We start from the raw sequence: 23285 nt of genomic DNA on the forward strand, positions 1-23285 counted from the left end.
CGGGGGTAATTAGATTAGGGCTGTCACACACCGTCAGTGAAGTAGCTCGACCGATGGGTCCCCCACAACGCCTGCCCGGACGGCGCAGACCGGCCGTCGTTTCACTTTCACCCCGCCCTCCAAACCCTCTTACACGCCGGCCTCGGAGACGACGGTAATGGACGGGAACGAGCGCCTCGAGTTGCCGGTTTCCGACGATTCTCTGTCCTTCGATCCCGACGCCGCGTCGGTCGAAGACGCCGACGTCTTCGATCTGCTCGAACCCGCGGTTCAGGAGTGGTGGCTCGACGAGTTCGGCGAATTCGTCCCCGAGAACGGGGGGTTTTTCACGCCGCCACAGCGCGGTGCGATCCCGAAGATCCACCAGGGGACGAACACGCTGATCTGTGCGCCGACCGGCAGCGGGAAGACGCTCGCGAGTTTCACGTCGATTCTGAACACGCTCTACGAACGCGACCGGGAGGAGCCTGACGGCCTCGAGAACTCGGTCTACTGTCTCTACGTCTCGCCGCTGAAGTCCCTCGCAAACGACATCCACCGCAACCTCGAGGTGCCTCTCGAGGGTATCGAGGACATCGTCGCCGAACGCGACGGCGAGGAATCGATGGGCGAGCTCCGCCACGCCATCCGTCACGGCGACACCGACTCGAGCGACCGCCAGAAGATGCTCGAGGAGACGCCCCACATTCTGAACACGACCCCCGAAACGCTCGCGATCCTGCTCAATTCTCCGAAGTTCCGCGAGAAGCTGCGAACCGTCGAGTACGTCATCGTCGACGAGATCCACTCGCTGGCGGCGGGCAAGCGCGGGACCCATCTCGCGGTCAGCCTCGAACGACTCGAGGCGATGACCGAGGGCGAGATCACTCGAATCGGCTGTTCGGCGACGATCGAGCCGCTGTCGCGCGTCGCGGAGTTCCTCGTCGGCCGCGACACTCCCGGCGGCCAACCGCGCAACTGCGAGATCGTCGACGCCCGGTTCGCCCGTGAGTTCGACCTGCAACTCGAGTGTCCGACCGACGATCTGATCAACACGTCTCGAGAGGTCGTCCAAGAGCGGTTCTATCGAACCCTCCACGAGCACGTGCAAGAGCACACGAACACCCTCGTCTTCACCAACACGCGCTCCGGAGCCGAACGGGTCCTCCATAACCTCCGAGAGCGATTCGACGCCTACGACGAGGACAACTCCGGCTGTCACCACGGCAGCCTCTCGAAGGACGTTCGCCAGGACGTCGAGGAACGGCTGAAGTCGGGCGACCTCGATGTCGTTACTTCCTCGACCAGCCTCGAGTTGGGAATCGACATGCCCCACGTCGATCTGGTCGTGCAGGTCGGTTCGCCCAAGTCCGTCGCTGCCTTGCTCCAGCGTGTCGGCCGGGCGGGCCACCGCGTCGGCCAGACCGTCACCGGGCGCGTGATCGCGCTCGACCGAGACGAACTCCTCGAGTGTGCAGTCATGCTAACGAAGGCCCGGGACGGGTTCGTCGACTCGGTGTCGATCCCGGAAAACGCCCAGGACGTGGCCACCCAGCACGTCTACGGGATGGCGATCGCCGAAATCCGGCCCGAGGCCGAACTGAAAGGAATTTTGCGCCGCGCGTACCCCTACCGGAACTACTCGGAGGCTGAGTACGAATCGCTCATGCGGTATCTGACCGCCGAGTACGCTGGCCTCGAGGAAAAGAACGTCTACGCGAAGGTCTGGCGCGACGAGAACGACCCGCCGGACGGTGACCACCATTACGAGGAGTACCCGGTTGGCAAGCGGTTGATCGGCAAGCGCGGCCGCCTCGCGCGCGTTATCTATATGACTAATATCGGGACGATCCCGGATTCGTTTACCTGCGACGTGAAGACGCGTGCGAGCGACGAGTGGGTCGGCCAACTGGACGAGCAGTACCTCGATACCTTAGAGAAAGGCGACGTGTTCGTCCTCGGCGGTGACCACTTCGAGTACCGCTATCGCCGGGGGTCGCAGGTCTACGTCGATCGCACGAGTTCCCGACCGACGGTCCCCTCGTGGTACTCCGAGCGGCTCCCGCTGTCCTACGACCTTGGGTGTGAAATCCTCGCGTTTCAGGACGCCCTCAGAGAGCGCTACGAGGACGGCGGGCCGCCGCGAGTCCGCGCGTGGCTCCGGGAGTTCCCACTTGACGACGACAGCGTCCGCGCCATCGCGCGGCTATTCGACTACCAGTATCAGTACGCCGGGCCGGAGAGCGTCAGCACGCCCGATCGGCTCGCGATCGAGGTCGTCCGCGACCGCGAGGAGTACGAACGCCACTACTACGTCCACTCGAGCTACGGCCGGAAGGTCAACGACGGACTCTCCCGGTTGCTCGCCTATCGGTGCGCTCAGGAGGCGACCGCGAACATCCGCGTCGCAGTCGCAGACAACGGGTTCGTCCTCTCGATGCCGCTGAATCGGAAAGTCGACCTCGAGGGGATCATCGAGGACATAGAGCCCGAACAGGTGCGCGAGGACCTTCGAGTGTCGCTCTCGGGGACCGACCTGCTCCAGCGCTACTTCCGGATCAATGCGACCCGATCGCTGATGATCCTCAAACGTTACAAGGGCTACGAGAAGTCTGCGAGCGAACAACAGGTCTCGAGCGAGATGCTGCTCGGGTTCGCCGAGGATCTAGAGGAGTTCGCGGTCATCGAGGAGACCTACCGCGAGATCGTCGAGGACAAACTGAACGTCGACGAGATCGAAGACATCGTCAGCGCGATCGACGCCGGCGAACTGACCGTCTCCCGGCAACTGCTCGACTCGCCGACGCCGCGGGCGTTCGGCCTCGCGACGCTGTCGGCCAGCGACGTCGTCCTCGCCGAAGACGAGAGCGCCGCCCTGCAGGCGTTTCACGAACGCGTTCTCGAGGAGATCGGCGAGGAGTCGATGGCGGGGCTGACAGCGGCTTCTGAGGAGGAATAGGCCTTCGCGACCGCCTGCGGTCCGTACTCGTTCCGATCCTCTCGCCGGCCTGATCGCTCGAACAGTTAACAGCGGTAGGTCTTTCCCAAACTGCCTTTATGTTGGAAACCGAATCGGCGGTGTGTCACCGATGAACGTATGCGATAGGACTGCACGACAGAGCCGAGATCGCTGGGACGACATGGGCGACGGATCGACGGGCCGGACACCGAGCGTCCGACCGACGGAGGGGCTCTAGATGGTCGACCACGAGACCTGGAGCGACGAGCAGTCGACGACGACGGTCTCGGTCGACGGCCACAACCTCGAGGTCGCTTACCACGAGGACGGCCCCGACGGGAGCGACGAGCCGCCGGTCGTCTTCGTTCACGGCATTCCGACCTGGTCGTTCCTCTGGCGCGATATCGTCTCCGAGGTCGCCGAGGACCGCCGGACTATCGCGCCCGATCTGCTCGGCTACGGCAACTCCGCGATGAGCGACGACTTCGACCGCTCGATTCGCGCCCAAGAGGAGCTACTTGAGGCCCTCCTCGCGGACCTCGGCGTCGACCGGATCGCGCTGGTCGCCCACGATATCGGCGGCGGCGTCGCACTGCGATTCGCCGCGCACAACCCCGAAATGGTCGATCAGCTCGTCCTCTCGAACGCCGTCTGTTACGATTCCTGGCCGGTCGAGTTCGTCTCGAACCTCGGATTGCCCTCGACCGCCGATTTAGAGCGCGAGGAACTCGAGCGTCGGCTCGACGGGGCGTTCGTCGAGGGGGCCTACGGCGAGGCCGACCCCGAGTTCGTCGACGGGATGAAAGCGCCGTGGCTGACCGACGAGGGTCACGTCTCGCTGGTTCGCAACGCCGTCGCGACGAACACGAACCACACGACCGAGATCGAGTACGACGCGATTACCGCGGAGACGCTGCTGCTGTGGGGCGAAGACGACGTGATGCAGCCCTACGCCTACGCCGAGCGACTGGCCGACGACCTCGCGGATGCCGAACTCGCCCCGCTGTCGGAGGCATACCACTGGGTCCCAGAAGACCGGTCGACCGCCTACGCTGAGCGTCTCTGCGAGTTCCTGACGGGAACGGAAGTATAACATTATGTCAGCCACGACAGTCGTATAATCATGAGCGGGGAGCCACCGAACTGGGAGTTCAAGGACCGCGACATCGCGATTCTCTGTGAACTCTCGAACGATCCGCAGTTGTCGTCGCGGGAACTGACGCAAGTACTCGAGGCCGAGTACGATATTGACGTCTCCCACGTCACCGTCAGCGAGTCGATTCGACGGATGCGCGACGAGGGGGTCTTCCGCGAGGCGATCATCCCCAACGAGGAGTATTACATCTTCGCGCTGTTCGAGTTCAAATTCAATGCTGAGAACTTTGCGGACGACTGGCGCGACGCGATGGAGTACATTAGGGGAGACAAGCACACTCTCTTTTTCTTCCTCTCGGACGGGGAGTATCAGTGGAAGACGGTGATGATGTTTCGCGACCGACAGGAGGTCTCGCAGTGGATCCACGACTGCTATACGGACTACGGCAGCGTCATCGCGAATATTCGCAACTCGGCGATCCACAACGTCCTCAAGTTCCAGACCGATCCGCGGATCTACGAGGATCTCGGAAAGGACCGCAACGAGCGGTAACGTCGCTTGTTTTTACCCGTCGCCGACCCCATCGCGGAACAGCCGGTAGGTCGTCCGCCCGACGGCGGCCTCGCCGCCCGCACCCTTGACGGTCACGTCGGTGACGCCGGTCGACCCGCCGACACGGAGCACTTCGGCTTCGGCCCGCAGGTCGCCCGTCGCCGGCCGCAGGTACGAGACGTTGAGGTCGGTCGTCGTCAGGAACGCCGTCGATGGATCCTCGAACGTGCTCCGCAGCGCGAACGCGCTTGCGGTGTCGATCAGCGTCGCGACGATGCCGCCGTGGACCGGATTCGGCCCCTCGTTGTCGATGGGATTCTCGAAGTCCTCGTTTCGCTCGATAACGAGGACCGCGCGTCCGTCCTCGAGGTGGTCGACCTCGATGTCGAGCCACGACAGGTAGCCGTGGCGCTTTACGAACGACTCCCACTCGGGCCACGCGGACGGGTCGTCCGGTCCGTCGGTCATCTCACTTGCCCTCGAACTCGGGCTCGCGGTCCTCCGCGAACGCCGCGGTCCCCTCGAGGACGTCGTCGGTGCTCGTCAGGAGGCCAAAGCCCTGACTCTCCATGGCGATCGCGGCCTCGATGCTGGCGTCCTCGCCCTCGTTCATGACCTTCTTGGCGATCTTGAGCGCGATCGGCGGGCCGCCGGCGAGGTCGGAGACGAACGCTGCGACGGTGTCGTCGAACTCGTCGCGCTCGACCGAGCGGTTGATCAGCCCCCACTCCTCGGCGCGGTCGGCGTCGATATGGTTGCCCCGGAAGACGAGTTCCTTCGCGCGGGTCTCCCCGAGGATGCGGGTGAGTCGCTGGGTGCCGCCGCCGCCGGGGATCAGGCCGAGGTTGATTTCGGGCGCGCCAAAGGACGAGCGCTCGGTCGCGACCCGCAGGTCACAGGCCAGTGCGAGCTCTAAGCCGCCGCCGAGACAGAAGCCGTCGATCTTCGCGAGAACGGGACGCTCGAAGTCGTTGACCGTCTCGAAGGCGGGCGTCACGTCCATCAGGTCGGTCGGATCGGCGTCGCTGAAGCCGGAGACGTCCGCGCCGGCACAGAACGCCTGATCGCCCGCGCCCTCGATCGTCGCACACCGGACCTCGTCGGTGTCGACCGAGGAGAACAGCTCGTCGATCTCAGCGAGCAGGTCCTCCGAGAGCGCGTTCATCCGCGAGGGGCGGTCGAGTTCGACGGACAGGACGCCGTCCTCGAGTTCGTAGTTCAGGTCGTGGAAGGGACCGAGTTCGTCGTCGCCGTAGTCGTAGAAGCCCGCGCCGGCCTCCTCGCCGGTCTTGCCTTCCTCGACGAGTTCCTCGAGGTAGGGATGGGGCTCGAAGCGGTCGGAGCCGGTCTCCTCGTAGAGGGTCTCGAGTTTCTCGAGGACCGTCTCGAGGCCGATCTTGTCGGCGCGGCGGCAGATTCCCTCGGGGAAGCCCAGCCCGAGTTGGACGCCGGTGTCGACTTCCTCGGGTTTGGCGACGTCCTCGCCGACGAGGAAGGCCGCGCGGTTGATCATGCGGGCCTCGACGCGGAGCCAATCGAAGTCGCCCGCGTCCTCGGGTTCGTAGTCGGCACCGTCACCGTCCTCATAGTCGTAAAAGCCCTTACCGGTCTTCTGGCCGAGCTCCTCGGCCTCGACCTTCTCCTCGGTGATCGGCGGGATCGGTTGGCCGCCCTCCTTGCGGACGTGGTACCCCACGTCGATCCCGGTCAGGTCGCCGAGTTCGAACGGCCCCATCGGGTAGCCGCGCTCGTGGGCCATCGTGGCGTCGGCCTCGCGGATCGTCGCCTCGCCCTCCGAGACCATGAACGCGGGTTCACCGCCGAACGGTCCGACGATCGTGTTGACGACGAAGCCGCGGACGTCTTTGCGGACGTAGATCGGCGTCTTGGCGATCGACTCGACCCACTCGTAGCCGGCCTCGGCGGCCTCGTCGCTGGTGTCCTCCCCGTAGATGACCTCGACCAAGTCCATCTTCACCGGCGGGTTGAAGAAGTGCAGACCGAGGACGCGCTCGGACGTGTCGACGACCTCCGCGATATCCGAGATCGGCAGGCTCGAGGTGTTGGTCGCCAGTAGCGTGTCTTCGTCCGTGTACTCCTCGAGATCGGTGAAAATGTCGTGTTTCACCTCGAGGTCTTCGGGCGCGGCTTCGATCACGAGGTCGGCGTCGGCGACGGCCGCTTCGAGGTCCGTCGTCGTCTCGACCCGTGAGAGGACCTCGTCGGCCGACTCGTCGATCAGCTCCTTTTCCTCGAGCTTCTGCAGACTCCACTCGATCGACTCGTAGCCGTCTTCGACGAACTCGTCTTTGATGTCCCGCATCGTGACGTCGTAGCCGGCCATGGCCGTTACTTCGGTGATCCCGTGTCCCATGTTCCCCGCGCCGAGAACCGCAACGCGGTCAATGCTTTCGAGTGACATGGGCGTGTCGTCGGTCGGAATCGTCTTAATACCACCGACACGGCCTTACCATTGTTAAGAGTTCAATTGGACGCCTCACAAACCGTATCTGATTCGCGGCCAGTGAAAACTATTGTTCAGTTTTCGGGCGTTGTTCGACTCCGGTTTGCGGTGACCGTCGGACCGGTATCCTGAACCACCTTCGGATCTCGTCCGCTGCGATGGATTCGGCCCGCTACAGCGGCTCGTCACCCTCGAGAATCCGTTTGGCCCGCGCGGCCAGCGCCGGTACGCGCTCGCGCATCTTCGGGTACATCGGATCGTCGCTGTTGCCCTCGAGGTAACGTCGGAAGAACATCTCACCGAGGCCGGCCAGTTTGTAGACGGCGAGTGCGCGATAGAACCGCTCGTGTTCGAACTCGTCGCCGGTCTGGTCCTCCCAGCGATCGACCAGTTCGCGCCGTGTCGGATACCCCTTGCGCTCCATGAATCGGGTGACCAGTTCCGGGATCTCCGGCTCGGGGTCTTTCGCGTCGCGCCAGTAGGACAGCATCCAACCCAGATCCGCGCGCGGGTCGCCAAGCGTCGCCATCTCCCAGTCGAAGACGCCGACGAGCTCCGGCGGCGTTCCCGGGGCGAACATGACGTTGTCGAGCTTGTAATCGCCGTGGACGAGCGTGTGGGGATGGTCCTCGGGGACGTTGTCCCGGAGCCAGTCGCCGACCTCGTGGAGGTCGGGCACTTCCCGTTCGTCTTCGGTCACCTCGAACGCCCACGAAAGCTGTTTCCCCCAGCGATCGACCTGCCGCTGGGTGTACCCCGCTGGACGACCGAACTCGCCGAGCCCGATCGCCTCGTAGTCGAGGTCGTGGATCTTCGCCAGATTGTCGACGAGTTCCTCGCCGATCCGCCGTCGGTGGTCCGGCTCGGCGAACCGCTCGGGCTCGTCTTCGCGGAGCACGTCCCCCTCGAGTTGCTCCATCACGTAGAAGTCGCTCCCGATGACGTCGTGGTCGTCGCAGGCGAGCACCGGCGTCGCGACGGGAACGTCGGTGTCGGCCACCGCGTTCGTCACGCGGTATTCCCGGAGGACGTCGTGGGCCGTGTCGGCGGTCTCGCCCGGTGGCGGCCGGCGGATGACGAGTTCTCGGTCGCCCCACGTGACGAACAGCGTCTCGTTCGAATGGCCCTCCTGGTGGCGCTCGATGTCGTAGGCGTCGACCGCCCCGAGACGGTCCTCGAGGTACGCCGCCAGCGCGTCCTCGTCGACGAGACGCTCGTAGTAGTTCTCGCTCATAGCAGCGGTTCGCTTGTCCCGGCGCGGGCGGCCGATACGATGTCGTCCGACGAGATTCGGTGCATGTCTGTCATTGTCGTGTGCCAGTATCTCTCCCCCTTAACGAAAATAGTTACGCTGCGACTGATCTTTTACAATGTTTGTGGGTTGTAAGTTACCGTGAGGCACGGCTGTAGCCGACGCGCCGATCACTCACCCGACCGTCCGAACTGGTCGTCTCGAGTCGTGTCGACGATCTCGAGTACCTCGTCTGGCGATTCGATCCGATAGGCTACAGCGGGGCCGTCGTCGGCCCCGAAGGCGACGCCGTGCATCCCCACGTCGGCGGCCCCTTTCACGTCGTGATCGTAACGATCACCGATCATCAGCGACCGCGCAGGGGCGACCTCGGCCTTCTCGATGGCCGTCTCGAAGATGGCCGGGTCGGGCTTGGTGCGGCCGACCTCCTCGGAGGTGGTGATCGAGTCGAAGTGTTCGCGGACGCCGAAATCCGCGAGCATGCGCCGGCCCTCCGCGTCGTCGACGTCGCTGATGACGCCGACGTGGATGTCCCGCTCGGCCAGCCGTGCGATCGTCTCAGGCGCGCCCGCGATCGGTTCGATCGACGACTGGACGACCTCGTCGAACCGGGGTTGCCACTCCTCGCGCGGAATCTCCTCGCCGACGATGGCCTCGACGCCCCGGTGGTAGCCCTCGCGCGCGGAACGGAACTCGGTGCCGTCGCGCTCGCGGAAGTAGTTGCCGACGGTCGTCCGCCAGGTGTCGATGGCGTCTTCGACCGTCGCGTCGACGCCATGGCGCTTGATGACGTCCGCGATGAAATCGGCGTGGGCGGCCTGGACGGTGTCGAGTGCGAGGATGACGCCGCCGATATCCCAGAAGACGGCCTCCCACTCGTCCGCGCCGTCGTCGTCCGGTCGCTGACTCATCGAGTGGCCCTCTCGACCGCCGATCGGTCGCCCTCGAGCGTCGCGTTGCGATCGTCCGCCGTCCGTCGGCCCGGTCGGTTTCGGTATCTCTCGTCTGTCATGAGTCGGGCATGGTCCGCTTGCGACGCTACGTCGCGCCGCGTCCATACTGTGCCAGCAGCACCCATTCACTTAACGGTGCGGTATCTATACCCATCTTTATTAACAGTCGCTGCGAATGGTCGTACGGATCTAACAATGGTAACTGTACTGCGGGCCACAGGTGATCGCACATGAGCACTGGACAGTTCAGCGTCGACGGCGAAACCGCAATCATCACGGGTTCCTCGAGCGGCATCGGGAAATCGATCGCGGAACGGTTCGCTGCGGACGGCGTCGATGTCGTCGTCTGTTCGCGCGAACAGGAGAACGTCGACCCCGTCGCCGAGGCGATCAACGAGAGCGAGCGGCCCGGGAGCGCGCTGGCGATCGAGTGCGACGTGACTGACCGTGAGGCGGTCGAGGCGCTCGTCGAGGCCACCGTCGAGGAGTTCGGCGGGCTCGACGTGCTGGTCAACAACGCCGGCGCGTCGTTCATGGCCGATTTCGACGACATCTCGCCGAACGGCTGGAAGACGATCATCGACATCAACGTCAACGGCACCTATCACTGCACGCACGCCGCCGCCGAATACCTGAAAGACGGCGGTGGCTCGGTGATCAACCTCGCCAGCGTCGCTGGCCAGCGCGGCTCGCCGCTGATGAGCCCCTACGGCGCGGCTAAGGCGGCGGTGGTCAACCTGACGACGACGCTTTCCTACGAGTGGGCCGACGATAACGTCCGCGTTAACTGCATCGCGCCGGGCTTCGTGGCGACGCCGGGCGTCGAGAGCCAGATGGGCGTCTCCGCCGACACCATCGACCGCGAGGAGGTCGCCCGCCGCATCGGCACCGTCGAAGAGATCGCCGACGTGACGCAGTTCCTCGCCAGCCCTGCCTCGTCGTACGTGGTCGGCGAGACCATCACCGTCCAGGGCGTCCCCCAGATCAGCGAAGAGCACGACGTTTGATACGGTCTGGTGGAACTGGGTGCCGGCGTCCCTCGGAACCGGATCCCGGTGACGACGGAACTGCCGTCCAGTGGACCGTATGCGGCGTTTCGATCTCGTTCCTCGAGTCTGTCTTCACCACATTCAGCACTGTCTTCACCACCGTTATCAACGTCTTCGCGGGGCGCGTGAACGAAAGTTCTCCCGCCGCCGGTTCCCATACAGCCAAAAGGCCGTGTTTCGTCTGTGAATGACGATGACTGACAGAGATGTCCACCTCCCCGTCGCCGCACAGCCGACGATCGACTCGATCGCTGACTACGCGCGGACGGCCGAAGATGCCGGCTACGACTGCGCGTGGCTCCCCGAGACGTGGGGCCGCGACGGCGTCACCGTGCTCTCGGCGATGGCCGAACGGACCGAGACGATCGACATCGGCTCGAGCATCCTCAACACCTACTCGCGCTCGCCGGCGCTGCTGGGGCAGACGGCGGCGACGTTGCAGGAACTCTCCGACGGTCGGTTCCGGCTCGGGCTCGGCCCGAGTGGCCCCGTCGTGATCGAGAACTGGCACGGCGCAGCGTTCGGGAACCCGCTCAAGCGAACCCGCGAGACCGTCGAGATCGTCCGACAGGTGCTTTCGGGCGAGACGGTCGACTACGACGGCGACGACTTCGAACTCTCGGGCTTTCGCCTGCGCTGTGACCCGCCGGAGACGCCGCCGCCGATCGAAGTCACCGGGATGGGTCCCAAGGCCGTCGAACTCGCCGGTCGATTCTCTGACGGCTGGCACGGGATCATGCTCACCCCCGAGGGGATGGCAGACCGGATCGAGGATATCGAGCGCGGGGCCGACCTCGGCGACCGCGACCCCGACGACGTGCAGGTCACCGCCGGCGTCACCTGCTGTGCGCTCGACGACCCCGACGAAGCCCGCGCGCTAACCCGCCAGCACGTCGCCTTCTATATCGGCGGCATGGGAACGTTCTACCGCGACGCCCTCGAGCGCCAGGGGTACGACGAGGCCCCCGAAATCCACGACGCCTGGCAGGACGGCGACCGCGAGCGCGCCCTCGAACTCGTCGACGAGAACATCCTCGACGACCTCTGTGCGGCCGGCGATCCAGAAACCGCCCGCGAGCAACTCGAGCGCTACGAGGCGGTCGACGGCATCGACGCCATCGCCGTCAGCTTTCCGCGCGGCGCGGACGAAGAGCAGATCCGGCAGACGATGGACGCGGTCGCGCCCCAGAACTGAGCCGATTCGAACGTCGATCGCTGTTCGGCGGCCGTCGAGAGCGAGCGCCGTCCATAGAGCGGCGGTACAGCGGTGGTTCGATCCGTCTACCGCGGCGTCTCCGAACTCGAGTTCGCACGACGGAAGGCGTCGATTTCTGCCGAGATTAGGCCCGGCGCTTCGGAGGGGCCACTGTGGCTCACCCCATCGAATTCGACGAGACGGCTATGCGGGATCGCTTCGTGGACGGCGCGGGCACTCTCGCGGAGAAAACCGGGCCCGTCGGTGCCGGTCAAGACGAGTACCGGAGCAGCAACGTCGAGACTGTTCGGAAGCCGATACCGTTCGACAGCACGGTTCATGCGAACGACCTCTTCGGCGAGGTCCACACACTCCGGCCAGACCGGCCACTCTGCCAGCCAGGCGTCGAGATCATCGATGCCTTCTGGGTGGAGCACCTGCTCGATATACCGCTTTACAGCCTCGCGTCGTTCGCCCGCCTCGATGAGCGTCTGCATTCGATCTGCGAGGTCGGCTTCCGCTCGGTAGTCATCGGGGAGGATCGCCGGCTCATATGCGACGACCGCTCTCACCGATAGTTCTGTCGCGGCCTCGATCGCGGTAAGTGCACCGTAGGAATGACCGAACAGAATTGGATCGCCATCGACACTGTCGGCGAGTGCGCGCACATAGTCGACCTCGTGATTCAACACGTCGTCGGCGCTGGTTTCGGTCGGATCGTCGAGACACGTTCCGAACCCCGGTCGTTGCGGGATGATCGCGGTATACCCGTCTAACTGCGGAACGACCGGGTCCCAGTATTCTTTCGGTGCCATTCCTCCGTGAAGGAGAATCAGCGGCGGGCCGTCACCGTGGCGTTCGTACGTCCCCTCGATGCCGGCTTCGGACTGTATCGTCTGCATGCATCCCCACGTCGGACGCGGACCGAGCTAAGGGGTTCTCTCAGTGATGAGGGCATTTAAATGCGGGCAGCGCTCGAATCGAGCGAGATCGGCCCGGGTTGCTACTCTGAGAGTCGGGTGGGCTATTGTGCAGTCCGACGTGCGGTTCACCGACTCGTTTCGACATCCCCATTATCACCTGTCGAAACGGTGTCGTATGGGACTCGTCGCAGAATTTGACATCTACTGTGATGGACTTCCACTCGTCGGGGTCGCGCGGGCAGTGCCCGAGGCGACGATCCTATTGCAACTTCAGTTCAACCACGGTGACCGGCCGCTGTTTATAACGACTGTGATGGGCGGTTCACAGACGGCGGTCGAGGAGGCTCTGACCGACGCCTACGACGTTACCGAGTGGGCGTTGATCGGAACGGCCGGCTCCACGCGACGATATCAGGCGACACCGGAACTCAGTTTCGCGGACCAGCTCGGCGACCACATCGACGATCTCGCCGGACTCGAGGCGCTTGCCACCGTCGAAGCCGCTATCGAGCGGATCGAAGTGACCGCCGATGGATGGCGACAGTCGGGGTGGTTCGCTGACCGAACGGCATTCACCGAATTCTCGTCGTTCTGGCAACAGCAGTGCGGCTTTCGGCTCCATCGTCTCACTCGAGACGGCGCAGCTGAATCGCCCGGTGACGGCCTCTCCGATCGCCAACGGGAGGCGCTCAGAACGGCCTACGAGATGGGGTATTTTCACATCCCACGGAAGACATCGCTGAAAGCGATCGCAGCGGAATTGGGCATCTCGGCGTCCTCGGTATCGGAGCGGCTCCGTCGCGCTCAACTGCAACTCATCGAGGAAACGGTCGCAACGACGTGGCCGCCCCTTCCCGACTAACCCATCCGGCCATCCGGCTGTTCGTCCGTTGCTTTTCCTCCTCGTTTCTCCGTCGTGCACTGTTCGGGGGGCGCTCTCACGCCACGTGCTGGTGGATGGCAGGGAGAGCACAACGCTCGACAGTTCCGTAACCGCCCGGCCACGAGAAACGAATCCTTCGACAGCTACAAACGGCGCATCGTCCCAGTTCGTGGTATGCCCGGCAAGGTGAGCCCGGACGACCTGCTCGCACACGTCTTCGAGCGGACGGGAGCGGCCGACTCCGACGAGACGGTACTGCAGGGGCCCGCGGACGGCGAGGACGCGGCAGCGATCGACTGGCCCGACGGCGACGGAACGCTCGTGGTCAGTTCCGATCCGATCTCGCTTGCGGCCTCGCAGGTCGGCCGGCTCGGCGTCCCCGTCGCGACCAACGACGTGGCGGTCTCGGGGGCCGATCCGCGCTGGTTGACCGCCGTCGTCCTCCTCCCGACCGGCACCGACGAGCGCGCCCTCGAGAAGATCGCCACCGATATAGACGCCGCGGCGACGGCGCTCGGCGCGTCGATCGTCGGCGGCCACTCCGAGTACGTCGATCAGCTCGAGCGGCCGCTGCTCTCGCTGACGGCGATGGGGACGACCGAGCGGTTCGTCCCGACCGGTGGTGCGGAACCCGGTGACCGGGTCATCCTGACGAAAGCTGCGGGAATCGAGGGAACGGCCATCCTCGCGGCCGATTTCGGTGGCGACCTCGAGGTCGATTCCGACGTCTGCGAGCGCGCCGAAGGGTTCCTCGAGGAGATCAGCGTTGCTCCCGAGGCCCGGATCGTCCGCAAGTACGCGACCGCGATGCACGACCCGACCGAGGGGGGCGTCGCGGCCGGGCTGCTCGAGGTGGCCCGCGCCTCCGACGTCCGGCTCGCGGTCGACCGCGACGCCGTGCCGATCCGCGAGGAGACTGCAGCGCTGTGCGAGGCTGCGGGCGTCGACCCGCTGCGGATCTTCGGTTCCGGCGCGCTGGTCGCGACCGTCCCCGACGACGCGCTCGAGGACTGTCTCGCGGCTCTTTCCGATGCGGGCCTCGAGGCGACCGCGATCGGCACCGTCGGGGACCTCGACGGCGACGAGCCGGAACTCGCCCTCGGTGACGAGTCGCTCACCGGACCGATCGAAGACGATCTCTACCCGCTCTGGGAGGCTGCCGACGCCGACGACTGACCCGTGATCTCGCCGTCGCCCAGCAGCGCACCCAGCGTCGCCTCGACCAGCACGATTTCGGGGTCGACGACGGCGTCCGCACCGGCCCGCTCGAGCGCGTCGGCTGGCTCCCCGTCGGCGATCACGACGATTCTGGCGTCCGTTCGCGACCGAACGGCCGCCGCGAGCCGCCGCTGGTCGCCCGCGTCCGAACCGACGAGGACCGCGTCGCAGGACTCGAGAGCGGTACGCTCGAGCGTCCGTTCCGCGGTCCTCGTCGGTTCGCCGACGATCACCTGAACGCCGTCGGGAAGCGCCGCGGCCGACTCCTCGCCGGTCACGACCGTGACCGACGCTCGTCCGGCGAGCGCCGCGACGACGGGGCGACTCGTCTCGTCGGCTCCGAAGACGACGATCCGCGATTCGGGTTTGATCCCACCGCCGAATTTGTCGCCGCCGGTTCGGTTCCACTGTCCCGTCGCACGTCTCCCGGCCCGGGCGAGGTGTGCCTCGATCATCGGACCGAACAGGCTGCCGACAGTGGCCGCGACCGTCGCTGGGCCGAGAACGGCCAGCGAAACGGCGAACAGCCGCGCCGTGTCGGTCGTCGCGTGGACGTCGCCGTAGCCGACCGTGCTTGCGGTCACGACGGTGAAATACACTGCGTCGACGATGTTTTCGACCCCGTCGAACCCGCTTCGAAGCGCGTACGCGCCGGCCGTCCCGTAGCAGAAGACGCCGACGATCGAGAACAGCGCGCCGAGCTGGGTCGCATCGAGGTGGGTCGACCGGGTGAACCGACGGCTCGTCAGGACGAGGACGACGAGACCGCCGACCGAGAGGACCACGAGCGGAACGGACAGCGCCCGGAGCTGGACGACGCCGTGGGCCACAGAGAGGGAAACGAGGACGACGGTGGCGACGTACGCCAGCCGGTAGCCCCGCTGCATGCCCCAGGCGGTGACGAGCAGCGCGAAGCCGACGACCGTCCCGCTGAACTCCGCGACGGCCTGGAGATCCCCGAGTGCCCCGCCGGTCTCGAGGGCGGGCTGCGTGAGGATCGCGACGATGCCGGTCGCGATCGACGTGAGTGCGATCGCGGTGACGAGCCAGACCGCGACGCGGTCACTGGGTCGACGCGGACGAAGCGCCTCGAGCATACCGATCGGTCACCGCCGACGGCGGTAAACCCCCGGTCGAGTCACATCGAGGACGGCGGTTCACCGTGCGCGAATTCGCGCGCCCCGAACTTATCCTCGCCCCGTCTGCACCTAGACGTATGGCCACGATCGCCTACGAATCACCGGACGGCCTCGCCGAGGAATCGGTCGACGCCGGCGACATCACGGACTCCGGAAAGCTCCGCGGCATTAGGGTCAAACTCGACGACGAGAGCTTCATCCACGTCCCGTACGCCCGCCTGTACTGGGTCCGGGAAACGGAGGACGAGGGAAGGGTCGATTACTCCCGGTAGCCGGACCGCGTGTCGCGTGACGTCTTCGGGATCGGGACGCCGTCGTAACGGTCGTCCGACGGTGCTCGTATCGGCTCGGCCCCCGGGTCACGCGCTCGTCGACTCGAGCACACCGAACTCGAGTCGACCGATGGCGGCCGGTGCGAGGATGATCCGGTGAGGAGGACGGCAGCGAGCGCGACGAGTAGCGGCTCGACCGCGTCGACGGATACACGTCGAAATTCACCGACCGAGACACGGCTGCCGTCTGTCGAAGCGTGGACACGGACGAGTAACCCATCCCGTCGTGGTCATCGCAGGCGGTCACATCATCGGCGCGCCCACTCGAGCATGCGCTCGTAGACCGAATCAGACGCGAGCGCCGCCGAGTCACCTACCAGCACCAGCGCGCGTTTCGGCCGCGTCAGCGCGACGTTGATCCGCCGGTAGTCCTCGAAGATCGGCCCCTCGAGCGAGCCGGTCGCGGTGAAGGAGACGATGATGACCTCCTGGCTCGAGCCCTGGAACCGGTCGACGGTGTCGACGGCCACGCCGTCGGGGACGTGCTTCGAGATCTCCGAGACCTGCGCGCGGAAGGGCGCGATGACGCCGATCTCGGTTCGCTCGAGCCCGGCCGCTTCGTAGGCCCCGATCAACTCGGCGATCCGCGCGGCCTCCTCGCTGTCCGTGTACCGGTCCCGATCGCCCTCGACGTCGACGAACGAGACGGGGTCTCGCAGATTCGCGGGGAGCGCGTCGCGAGAGACGCCCTCGAGGTCGTCCAGCGTTCGGCCCGCGACCTCGGACGTGGCCGGCCGGAGCTGGCCGTCGTAGAACTCTCGGGAAGCGAAGACCTGAATCCGCTGGTTCATCCGATACTGGCGGTCGAGCATGACACCGGCCTCGGGGTAGAGGTCGACGAGGCGCTCGAACAACGACTCGGTGAGGTCGTTCTCCGCGCGCACTACGGGAGGAAGCTGCTCGTGGTCGCCCACCAGCACGAACCGCTCGGCCAGGTTGATCGCCGCGAGCGTCCCGGGCTCGGTGAGCTGGGCGGCCTCGTCGACCAGCGCCGCGTCGAAGGCCTGCTCTTTCATGACCCGCGAGCCACACGTCGCGGTGGTCGCCGCCACCACCTGCGCGTTCTGTAGTTCCGCGACCCGATCCTCGGGGTCGCCCGCCCGCTCGAGTCGGTAGGACTCCATGTCGTCGCGGACGCCGCTTTCCGAGCCGACGCGGACGACGCGATCGGTGTCAACGCCGTCGGCGGCCTCGAGTTGCTCGAGGACGGCCTCCAGAGCGTTGTCGACCGCCCGATTCGTGAAGGCCGACAGCAGGACGCGCTCGCCGCGCTCGACCATCGCGGTGATGGCGCGGGCGATGGTGTAGGTCTTCCCGGTGCCCGGCGGGCCGTGGATCAGCGCGCAGTCCTCCGCGCCGACGGCCTTCGTGACGGCCTCGTTCTGGGCGTCGTTGTTCGAAATGAAGGTCTCGCCGATGTCGTCGAACTCGGGTTTCGCGCGTTCAAACAGAACGTCCTTGCGCCGCTCGTCGCCCTTGAGGAGCGCGTCGTGCATCGCGACGAGGAGCCGATCAGTGGTCAGCTCCGAGGGATAGACGTCGAGTCGGGTTACGTCGACCGGCTCGTCGGCAGTCAGGACGACCTCGTCGTCTCGCGGGCTTCCCCCGCTCGAATCATCCGCGGATCGTGGATCCGCGCTTCCCAATCGCTCGATCATCGCGAGTTCGGAGTCGCCCCGAACCGGATGGCCGTCGCTTGCGAGCACCAGATCGCCCTCGCGGAGCTTCGAGGTCGCGCCGCCGGTCCGACGGGCTCGCAGCTCCCAGCGCCCGCCCTCGAGCGGCCGCTTTTCGACGAACTCGAGGTCGATCAGCGCGCGGTCGTCGTCGGCCCGCTCCTCGGCCGTCTGCTCCCAGAGCTTGGCGTACTCGCGGTGGACCTCCCGCCGTTCCTCCTCGATGGCCCGGTAGAAGCGCTCGAAGTACGCGAGTTCCTCGTCGGGTAACGACTGGCCGATCTGGCCGGCTTTGGACTCCTGGTCGAGCCGGCCGGAGACGACCATGCAGGTGTCCTGCTCGAAGCAGTACTCACACTTCGCGTCGGCCTCGTAGCCGGTCGGCACGTCGCCTTTCGTCTCCATCGCCGCGATCTCGTTTCGCAGCCGCACGACGTACTTCAACAGCCCGTCGCCCATCGTGAACTCCTTTGCCGGCGTCAGATCGCCGGTCTCCTCGTTGCGATCCAGCGCCGAGTTCTTCGTGTACAGCAGCGTTCCGATGTCGACATCGCCGCCGTGTTCCTCGAGCAACAGCGCGTAGCAGGCGGCCTGGACCTTATCCTTGAACCGGGGCTCCTTTTTGAGGTTCTTGCCGGTCTTGAGTTCGACCGGCGCGCCACGCCGGACGGCGTCGGCCCGGCCCCGAATCCCGAACGTCTCGCTGATGAGCAGTTGCTCGGAGCGCCAGCTGCCCTCCGCGGGCGTAAACGCCCGCTCCGAGCTGTCGGCGGCTGTCGCCGCCCGGTCCTCCTCCGTCAATCGGCCCTGCTTGAGCCACCCTTCGATGGCTTTCGCGTTTTCGCGGATCTCGTCTTTCACCGCTTCGGGCGTCTCGCCGAGCAGGCCGAGCTGGAGGCCGCGCTCTTCGACGCGGGCCTCGATCGACTCCTCGAGATCGCGCCCGCGGAGCAGGTCGCCGAAGACCTCGTGGACGAGCGTCCCCTTTACGACCGGATAGTTCAGCGGGACGCCGGAGAGCTTGTTTAAGTAGTAGAGCCGCGGACACTCCACCCAGTTGCGAATCGAGGTCACGCTGACGAGAAACGAGGGTTCGACGACGACGTAGGAGTCGCCCGTCGTCGCGAACTGTTTCTCCCCCTGATACTCCTCTTCTTTCGCGTTCGTCACGAGGAGTTCCATCCCGGGCTCGAGCAGGTCGGCCGACTCGGTCCACTTATTCCACAGCGTCACCGTCGTCTCGCGCTCGTCGACGACGGCCGCCGTCCCGCCGTCGCCTCGAGTCGCGGGCGCGTCGTCGGTCGCCTCGTCGCTCCCGTCTGCGAGCCGAAGCGGCACGTCGGCGAGGTCGCTCTCGCCGTAGCTCGTCGACACCGACCGCACCTCGACTTCCCCCGCGACGGTTCCGCGTACGTGCACAGTACCTCGTCACGGCCGAGCGATCAAAAACGCTATCGGTCCGCCTACTTGGCTCGTGTCCGTTCTCGCTTCCCGCATCGCCGGCCCCGTCGCCGTCGTCCCGCCCCGGTAAAATTATATTACGGACGGTTTCGACGGCCCCAGAAAAGCAACGTGAACGGAACGGACGGGTCGCTTTTGAGATGTCGAACCGTATCTCTCCCCATGAGTGACCCCAACGACGACGAGCGTCGGACGAGCGGGGACTCCGAGACCGACACCGGCAACGATGCGACCAACCGCAGCGAATCGGCGTCTGCGGACATCGACTCCGGAACCGGTTTCGGGGACCGACCCAATCCCGGCCGCGACCGGCGCGGCGAGTCGACCCGGATCGCGGACGAAGAACGCCGGCGCAAGACATCGGTGCTCGGTCTCTTCGTCGCCGCCCTCGGCGCGTGGGTCGCCCTCTCAGTGCTCGTCTTCGAGGCCGACGCGACGCCGCTGTGGAACAACGTCCTGATCGGACTCGCCGTGGCCGCCGCCGCCGGCTACAACTACTACCGGCAGACCAACGACATCCCGATCAGCGCCGCCATCGCGTCTCTGATCGCCATCCTCGGCGTCTGGCTGATTATCTCGGCCGCGCTGCTCGGAATGACCGGCGGCCTGTTCTGGAACACGATCGCGGCCGGGCTCTTGATCGCGGGACTGGCCGGGTACAACGCCTACGAGGCCAGAGAAGCGCGAGCGGTCGTGACCGAGCCGGGACCGGGCGCGTAGAGTGCCCGCTCATACGGCCTGGTGTAGCTGGGCGCTCATACGGTCTAATAGTAACTGGGTGCCGGCGTCCCTCCGAAACGGGTCCCGGAGACGCCGGAACTGCCGCCAGTGGACCGTATCAGGGCTGATCGAGGACGTGTTCGCCCTCGAGTCGGCTGATCCGGTGTTCCGCGGCGTGGTGGCTCGTTGCGACGACGGCAAAGGAGATCATGGCGACGGCGAAGGCGATCGAGACGGCCGGCGAGAGGCCGTTGACGTAACTGTTGCATAACTGGCCGAGCGCCAGCGCGAGTGGGGTCAGCGTCAGAAGCGCGCTCTTGGCCGGCGCGGCGCGAAACAGTTCACCGAGCGAGAGTTGGTAGCGGCCGGACATAGGGAAAGCGTCGGTTACGGTCTCTGGTCGGGGAGTCGTCGTATTCCTTTCGGTTCGACTCCCCTCGGCCCGTCGCTTCGCGGCGTCTTTCGAGTCAATCGATACGTTCATTCTCCCGCCGTTCCAACCGTCGATCATGCGGATACGCGAGTGGCAGGACGTACTCGAGGACGTCACCGAGCGAGACGTCGATCCCGAGGGCTGGCGCGCGGTCGCCGGCGACCGCGCCGGCGGCGTCGGCGAAGATATGTACCTCGCGCATCCACGGGCCGGCGTCTTCTTCCTGAAAACGTACGCGAAGAACCCCTTCAAGGTCCGCGGCGTCGGGACCCGCGTCGCCCGCAACCTCGATGACGAGATCGGCACGTTCCTCCCCGAACGAGACTCAGGCGGTCGCTTCGCGGTTCAGTCCCCGCCGGAGGACGAAGACCAAGCCGAAACGATCGGGCAGCGTCTCGAGACGGTCCTCGAGACGCACGCGGACGCGCCGACCCGCCCACAGGACCTGTTCGACGACGTGATGGACGCCGTCGAGAGCCCCGCCTTCGGACCGATGGAGTACGACCAGTACGACCGGCCGACCGAACTCGACGACCTCTCTGAGCGCTTCGAGGAGGCCGACGAACTGCTGCATTCGGAACTCGAGGACCTGATCGAGACCGACGAGGTCGATCGCGGCTTCATGTAGGCCGTCCGCCGTCGGTCTCGCGGGGCGGTGGCCCCGTCCGGTGGCTCTTAGAGGCCCGCTGCTCTCACTAGTCGTAGAGCCATGTCACCACGCGCGAGCGCCGAGGCCGTCGTCCGCGACTACTACGACGCGCTTCGCGACGGCGACCCCCTTGCACCGTACTTTCGCGACGACGATTCGACCGTCAAGTTCGGCATCAGCGAGTCGCTGTTCGGCGGTCGCGAAATCGCCGCAGCGCTCGAGGAACAGACCGAGACGACCGCGGGCTGGTCGATCGAGAGCCGTCATCTCGTCGTCGAGGAGCGCGACGGGTTCGCGACGGTCGCCGACGAGGTCGCGATGGCCTGGACGGACGCAGAGAGCGGTGAGCGCCATCGGTTCGACAGCCGCTGGAGCGGAACGCTGATCGAACGAGCGACGACGGACGCCGAGACGCCGGACTGGCAGTTCGCCGGCATGCACGTCAGCGCCGCCCACGAGCTATGAACCGTGGTCGCGGCCCGGGACGCGGCCGAACGCGCTCGAGCGAACTGACGAGCGCGGCCGATCAACTCAAGATCGCGTTCGTGCTACTGGTCGGACTCTCGGGCGGGCTGATCGCGCTTCAGAGCGGCGCTCCGCCGACGGTAATCGGCGCGGCGACACTCGGCGGGGTCGTCACTGGCGGTGCGTTGCTCTGGTACCTGATCTGGATAACGACCTGATGGATACCGACCGACTGACCTGATGGGAGAAGCTGCGTGCGGTGGCGCGCCGTGCCGTGACGAGTGAATCGCGAGTCCCGGCGTAACGCCGTGCGAGGAATGGGTGAGAGCACGGGGAGCGACGTTAGCGCCGGACCGACGGCCCACGAACCATGCGAACGGGCGAAGCCCGTGAGCAGAATACAGTTCTTGGTCAAAATCAGTTACCGGAACCGAGGAACGGCATCTCCGAGCGGCGGTTTAGCGATTGACGCGCTGAATCCACGTCCCCGGTGCGTCCAGTTCGTCGTGACTGGGGAGATTCTCGGGTCTCTCCCAGACCAGACTCGCCGTCTCGAGGTCGGACACGGTGACGACGTGTTCGAAGAAGTTCTTGCCGCGCTGGTACTGGCGCTCCTTGAGGCCGAGGCCGAGCAGGCGACGGAAGAGCTTCTGGAGCGGCCCCCGTCCCTGCCGGCGCGCGTCGAGTTTGCGACGCAGGTCTTCGTACTCCTCGTCGAAGGCGTGGTCCATCAGCAGTTCGGCGTACCCCTCGACGACGGTCATCGCCGCGTCGAGGTCGCGAAATGCCTCACGATCGAACGAGCCCTCCGAGAGCCGTGCGATGCCGTCTTCCATACGGGTCTCGAGGTGATCCGAGAGCCACGGCGCGGCCCCGAACTCGGCGGCGTGGGTCACCTCGTGGAAGGCGATCCAGCGGCGGAAGCGATCGGCGTCGACATCGAGCTTCGTGGCCGCGTTGAGGATGTTCGGCCGGACGAAATACAGGGCGTGGTCGTCCGCGGGCGTGTCGGCCAACAACAGGGGATCGTACTGGCCGAGAACGTTCCGTCCGAGGAAGGCGAGCAAGACGGTCATCGTTCCTGTGTTGATTGTCCGGGCGACGCCAGGGAACGCGCCGGTGTGGGTCTCGAGGGCGCTCATGACCCGCTCGAAGGTGGCGACGTTGGCGTCGATCCAGTGGTGGCGGTTCTGGATCTCGACGGTGTCGGGCACGTCGAACTCGACCCCCGAAACGGTCCGCACGGCCGCTCTCGCGTCCCGAACGTCGCGGGCGTAGGCCTCGCTCTCGCCGCGCTCGAGGTCGAGCGGGCCGGGATCGGTCGCCGCCTTGGCAGCGTCGGCGGCCGACCGCCAGTCGATCGCCTCGTCACCGGACGCCCCGGCGACGGCCCGGGCGCTGCGATAGAGATTCACGGCACTCACTACGACGAGGGAGCGCAAAAGCGTTCGGCTCGGTTCCGTTCGGTGTGACGCGCCGACGCCGGCAGTCGATTACCGACGAGATGCGCGTTGAGGTCACCGTCGATCGGCGTCTACCGTGACGGCAATCAGTTGACGATGACGTCGGGCTCTTCTTCGGCTTCGTACTCCGACTCTTCGTCGCCGCCACGGAACTTCTGGGCGGCGACGGCGATGCCGACGAGAACGACGAGCGCAACGAGCGCGCCGATAGCGCTCTTGCCCTTGCCGCCGGAGTCGTCCTCGGTCTCTTCCGTCTCGAGCTCCGGTTCGGTCTCGCTCTCCGCCGTGGACGAGGTACCGCCGAACGGCAGTGCGTCGCTGAGCGATCCCAGGCCGAACCGTGCGTCGCCGTCGAAGCGCAACTCGATGAGGGTGAAGTTGGTGTCTCCCATAGGCGGACGGTCCACGAGAAGTCACTTAGCCG

General features: G+C 65.8%; 22 protein-coding genes. 12 read left to right on the plus strand and 10 right to left on the minus strand.

Annotated elements, in window-relative coordinates; all coding sequences use genetic code 11:
* Positions 1-157: 157 nt before the first annotated feature.
* From ACJ70B_RS14060 to ACJ70B_RS14070, 3 genes are all read left to right on the plus strand, one after another.
* Positions 158-2938 carry an ATP-dependent helicase gene (locus ACJ70B_RS14060; RefSeq protein ID WP_408957620.1) on the plus strand — a complete coding sequence of 927 codons (2781 nt, stop codon included), beginning with the start codon at positions 158-160 and terminating at the stop codon, positions 2936-2938.
* A gap of 238 nt (positions 2939-3176) precedes the next feature.
* Positions 3177-4031, plus strand: coding sequence for an alpha/beta fold hydrolase (locus tag ACJ70B_RS14065; RefSeq protein WP_408957621.1), 855 nt, complete (start codon positions 3177-3179; stop codon positions 4029-4031).
* A gap of 30 nt (positions 4032-4061) precedes the next feature.
* Positions 4062-4586, plus strand: coding sequence for an Lrp/AsnC family transcriptional regulator (locus tag ACJ70B_RS14070; RefSeq protein ID WP_408957622.1), 525 nt, complete (start codon positions 4062-4064; stop codon positions 4584-4586).
* 12 nt (positions 4587-4598) lie between these two features.
* On the opposite strand, the gene ACJ70B_RS14075 is transcribed toward ACJ70B_RS14070, so the two are convergent.
* The 4 genes from ACJ70B_RS14075 to ACJ70B_RS14090 all read right to left on the minus strand — a co-directional run bounded on the left by ACJ70B_RS14075 (position 4599) and on the right by ACJ70B_RS14090 (position 9213).
* Positions 4599-5054, minus strand: a complete 456-nt coding sequence (locus ACJ70B_RS14075) for a PaaI family thioesterase (protein ID WP_408957623.1) — start codon at positions 5052-5054, stop codon at positions 4599-4601.
* A gap of 1 nt (position 5055) precedes the next feature.
* Positions 5056-7008, minus strand: coding sequence for a 3-hydroxyacyl-CoA dehydrogenase/enoyl-CoA hydratase family protein (locus ACJ70B_RS14080; RefSeq protein WP_408957624.1), 1953 nt, complete (start codon positions 7006-7008; stop codon positions 5056-5058).
* Positions 7009-7222: 214 nt separating this feature from the next.
* Entirely contained in the window at positions 7223-8284 is a 1062-nt protein-coding gene (locus ACJ70B_RS14085; RefSeq protein ID WP_408957625.1) for a phosphotransferase family protein, read from the minus strand.
* Positions 8285-8472: 188 nt separating this feature from the next.
* The gene (locus tag ACJ70B_RS14090; RefSeq protein ID WP_408957626.1) at positions 8473-9213 is read right to left on the minus strand and encodes an HAD family hydrolase; all 741 of its coding nucleotides are present in this window, start codon (positions 9211-9213) and stop codon (positions 8473-8475) included.
* Positions 9214-9485: 272 nt separating this feature from the next.
* Between ACJ70B_RS14090 and ACJ70B_RS14095 the strand changes: the two genes are divergently transcribed.
* Both ACJ70B_RS14095 and ACJ70B_RS14100 read left to right on the plus strand, forming a co-directional pair.
* Positions 9486-10262, plus strand: coding sequence for an SDR family NAD(P)-dependent oxidoreductase (locus ACJ70B_RS14095; RefSeq protein WP_408957627.1), 777 nt, complete (start codon positions 9486-9488; stop codon positions 10260-10262).
* A gap of 235 nt (positions 10263-10497) precedes the next feature.
* Positions 10498-11499: a TIGR04024 family LLM class F420-dependent oxidoreductase gene (locus ACJ70B_RS14100; protein ID WP_408957628.1), complete on the plus strand. Its 1002-nt coding sequence runs from the start codon at positions 10498-10500 to the stop codon at positions 11497-11499.
* An 86-nt stretch (positions 11500-11585) separates the two neighbouring features.
* Here ACJ70B_RS14100 and ACJ70B_RS14105 read toward each other — a convergent pair whose 3' ends face one another.
* Positions 11586-12401, minus strand: coding sequence for an alpha/beta fold hydrolase (locus tag ACJ70B_RS14105; protein ID WP_408957629.1), 816 nt, complete (start codon positions 12399-12401; stop codon positions 11586-11588).
* A gap of 196 nt (positions 12402-12597) precedes the next feature.
* Here ACJ70B_RS14105 and ACJ70B_RS14110 point away from each other — a divergent pair, with 196 nt between their 5' ends.
* Together ACJ70B_RS14110 and ACJ70B_RS14115 are read left to right on the plus strand one after the other, a co-directional pair.
* Positions 12598-13284 carry a helix-turn-helix domain-containing protein gene (locus ACJ70B_RS14110; protein ID WP_408957630.1) on the plus strand — a complete coding sequence of 229 codons (687 nt, stop codon included), beginning with the start codon at positions 12598-12600 and terminating at the stop codon, positions 13282-13284.
* Positions 13285-13479: 195 nt separating this feature from the next.
* Positions 13480-14481: an AIR synthase family protein gene (locus ACJ70B_RS14115; RefSeq protein WP_408957631.1), complete on the plus strand. Its 1002-nt coding sequence runs from the start codon at positions 13480-13482 to the stop codon at positions 14479-14481.
* On the opposite strand, the gene ACJ70B_RS14120 is transcribed toward ACJ70B_RS14115, so the two are convergent.
* The gene (locus ACJ70B_RS14120; protein ID WP_408957632.1) at positions 14445-15620 is read right to left on the minus strand and encodes an ion channel; all 1176 of its coding nucleotides are present in this window, start codon (positions 15618-15620) and stop codon (positions 14445-14447) included. The genes ACJ70B_RS14115 and ACJ70B_RS14120 overlap by 37 nt on opposite strands.
* A 119-nt stretch (positions 15621-15739) precedes the next feature.
* Here ACJ70B_RS14120 and ACJ70B_RS14125 point away from each other — a divergent pair, with 119 nt between their 5' ends.
* The gene (locus ACJ70B_RS14125) at positions 15740-15934 is read left to right on the plus strand and encodes a hypothetical protein (RefSeq protein ID WP_408957633.1); all 195 of its coding nucleotides are present in this window, start codon (positions 15740-15742) and stop codon (positions 15932-15934) included.
* Between the two features lie 308 nt (positions 15935-16242).
* On the opposite strand, the gene ACJ70B_RS14130 is transcribed toward ACJ70B_RS14125, so the two are convergent.
* Positions 16243-19089 (minus strand): AAA domain-containing protein, encoded by a 2847-nt coding sequence (locus ACJ70B_RS14130; RefSeq protein ID WP_408957634.1) that lies wholly within the window; start codon positions 19087-19089, stop codon positions 16243-16245.
* 204 nt (positions 19090-19293) lie between these two features.
* On the opposite strand from ACJ70B_RS14130, the gene ACJ70B_RS14135 reads away from it, so the two are divergent.
* Positions 19294-19851 carry a hypothetical protein gene (locus tag ACJ70B_RS14135; RefSeq protein ID WP_408957635.1) on the plus strand — a complete coding sequence of 186 codons (558 nt, stop codon included), beginning with the start codon at positions 19294-19296 and terminating at the stop codon, positions 19849-19851.
* A 118-nt stretch (positions 19852-19969) separates the two neighbouring features.
* On the opposite strand, the gene ACJ70B_RS14140 is transcribed toward ACJ70B_RS14135, so the two are convergent.
* Positions 19970-20224: a hypothetical protein gene (locus ACJ70B_RS14140; protein WP_408957636.1), complete on the minus strand. Its 255-nt coding sequence runs from the start codon at positions 20222-20224 to the stop codon at positions 19970-19972.
* 136 nt (positions 20225-20360) lie between these two features.
* On the opposite strand from ACJ70B_RS14140, the gene ACJ70B_RS14145 reads away from it, so the two are divergent.
* From ACJ70B_RS14145 to ACJ70B_RS14155, 3 genes are all read left to right on the plus strand, one after another.
* The gene (locus ACJ70B_RS14145) at positions 20361-20912 is read left to right on the plus strand and encodes a hypothetical protein (RefSeq protein ID WP_408957637.1); all 552 of its coding nucleotides are present in this window, start codon (positions 20361-20363) and stop codon (positions 20910-20912) included.
* An 81-nt stretch (positions 20913-20993) separates the two neighbouring features.
* Positions 20994-21398 carry a nuclear transport factor 2 family protein gene (locus tag ACJ70B_RS14150; RefSeq protein WP_408957638.1) on the plus strand — a complete coding sequence of 135 codons (405 nt, stop codon included), beginning with the start codon at positions 20994-20996 and terminating at the stop codon, positions 21396-21398.
* On the plus strand, positions 21395-21616 hold the full coding sequence (locus ACJ70B_RS14155) for a hypothetical protein (RefSeq protein ID WP_408957639.1): 222 nt from the start codon (positions 21395-21397) through the stop codon (positions 21614-21616). The genes ACJ70B_RS14150 and ACJ70B_RS14155 overlap by 4 nt, the downstream gene beginning before the upstream one ends.
* A 240-nt stretch (positions 21617-21856) precedes the next feature.
* Here ACJ70B_RS14155 and ACJ70B_RS14160 read toward each other — a convergent pair whose 3' ends face one another.
* Together ACJ70B_RS14160 and ACJ70B_RS14165 are read right to left on the minus strand one after the other, a co-directional pair.
* The gene (locus ACJ70B_RS14160; protein ID WP_408957640.1) at positions 21857-22813 is read right to left on the minus strand and encodes a zinc-dependent metalloprotease; all 957 of its coding nucleotides are present in this window, start codon (positions 22811-22813) and stop codon (positions 21857-21859) included.
* Positions 22814-22947: 134 nt separating this feature from the next.
* On the minus strand, positions 22948-23253 hold the full coding sequence (locus ACJ70B_RS14165) for a hypothetical protein (protein WP_408957641.1): 306 nt from the start codon (positions 23251-23253) through the stop codon (positions 22948-22950).
* Between the last annotated feature and the right edge of the window lie 32 nt (positions 23254-23285).

The organism is Natrinema sp. 74 (assembly GCF_046097095.1).
In the GTDB taxonomy this organism is placed as follows: domain Archaea; phylum Halobacteriota; class Halobacteria; order Halobacteriales; family Natrialbaceae; genus Natrinema.

Coding starts and splice junctions, on each gene's coding strand:
- ACJ70B_RS14060 (WP_408957620.1), top strand. CDS start 158: ATGGACGGGAACGAGCGCCTCGAGTTGCCGGTTTCCGACGATTCTCTG.
- ACJ70B_RS14065 (WP_408957621.1), top strand. CDS start 3,177: ATGGTCGACCACGAGACCTGGAGCGACGAGCAGTCGACGACGACGGTC.
- ACJ70B_RS14070 (WP_408957622.1), top strand. CDS start 4,062: ATGAGCGGGGAGCCACCGAACTGGGAGTTCAAGGACCGCGACATCGCG.
- ACJ70B_RS14075 (WP_408957623.1), bottom strand. CDS start 5,054: ATGACCGACGGACCGGACGACCCGTCCGCGTGGCCCGAGTGGGAGTCG.
- ACJ70B_RS14080 (WP_408957624.1), bottom strand. CDS start 7,008: ATGTCACTCGAAAGCATTGACCGCGTTGCGGTTCTCGGCGCGGGGAAC.
- ACJ70B_RS14085 (WP_408957625.1), bottom strand. CDS start 8,284: ATGAGCGAGAACTACTACGAGCGTCTCGTCGACGAGGACGCGCTGGCG.
- ACJ70B_RS14090 (WP_408957626.1), bottom strand. CDS start 9,213: ATGAGTCAGCGACCGGACGACGACGGCGCGGACGAGTGGGAGGCCGTC.
- ACJ70B_RS14095 (WP_408957627.1), top strand. CDS start 9,486: ATGAGCACTGGACAGTTCAGCGTCGACGGCGAAACCGCAATCATCACG.
- ACJ70B_RS14100 (WP_408957628.1), top strand. CDS start 10,498: ATGACTGACAGAGATGTCCACCTCCCCGTCGCCGCACAGCCGACGATC.
- ACJ70B_RS14105 (WP_408957629.1), bottom strand. CDS start 12,401: ATGCAGACGATACAGTCCGAAGCCGGCATCGAGGGGACGTACGAACGC.
- ACJ70B_RS14110 (WP_408957630.1), top strand. CDS start 12,598: ATGGGACTCGTCGCAGAATTTGACATCTACTGTGATGGACTTCCACTC.
- ACJ70B_RS14115 (WP_408957631.1), top strand. CDS start 13,480: ATGCCCGGCAAGGTGAGCCCGGACGACCTGCTCGCACACGTCTTCGAG.
- ACJ70B_RS14120 (WP_408957632.1), bottom strand. CDS start 15,620: ATGCTCGAGGCGCTTCGTCCGCGTCGACCCAGTGACCGCGTCGCGGTC.
- ACJ70B_RS14125 (WP_408957633.1), top strand. CDS start 15,740: ATGGCCACGATCGCCTACGAATCACCGGACGGCCTCGCCGAGGAATCG.
- ACJ70B_RS14135 (WP_408957635.1), top strand. CDS start 19,294: ATGAGTGACCCCAACGACGACGAGCGTCGGACGAGCGGGGACTCCGAG.
- ACJ70B_RS14140 (WP_408957636.1), bottom strand. CDS start 20,224: ATGTCCGGCCGCTACCAACTCTCGCTCGGTGAACTGTTTCGCGCCGCG.
- ACJ70B_RS14145 (WP_408957637.1), top strand. CDS start 20,361: ATGCGGATACGCGAGTGGCAGGACGTACTCGAGGACGTCACCGAGCGA.
- ACJ70B_RS14150 (WP_408957638.1), top strand. CDS start 20,994: ATGTCACCACGCGCGAGCGCCGAGGCCGTCGTCCGCGACTACTACGAC.
- ACJ70B_RS14155 (WP_408957639.1), top strand. CDS start 21,395: ATGAACCGTGGTCGCGGCCCGGGACGCGGCCGAACGCGCTCGAGCGAA.
- ACJ70B_RS14165 (WP_408957641.1), bottom strand. CDS start 23,253: ATGGGAGACACCAACTTCACCCTCATCGAGTTGCGCTTCGACGGCGAC.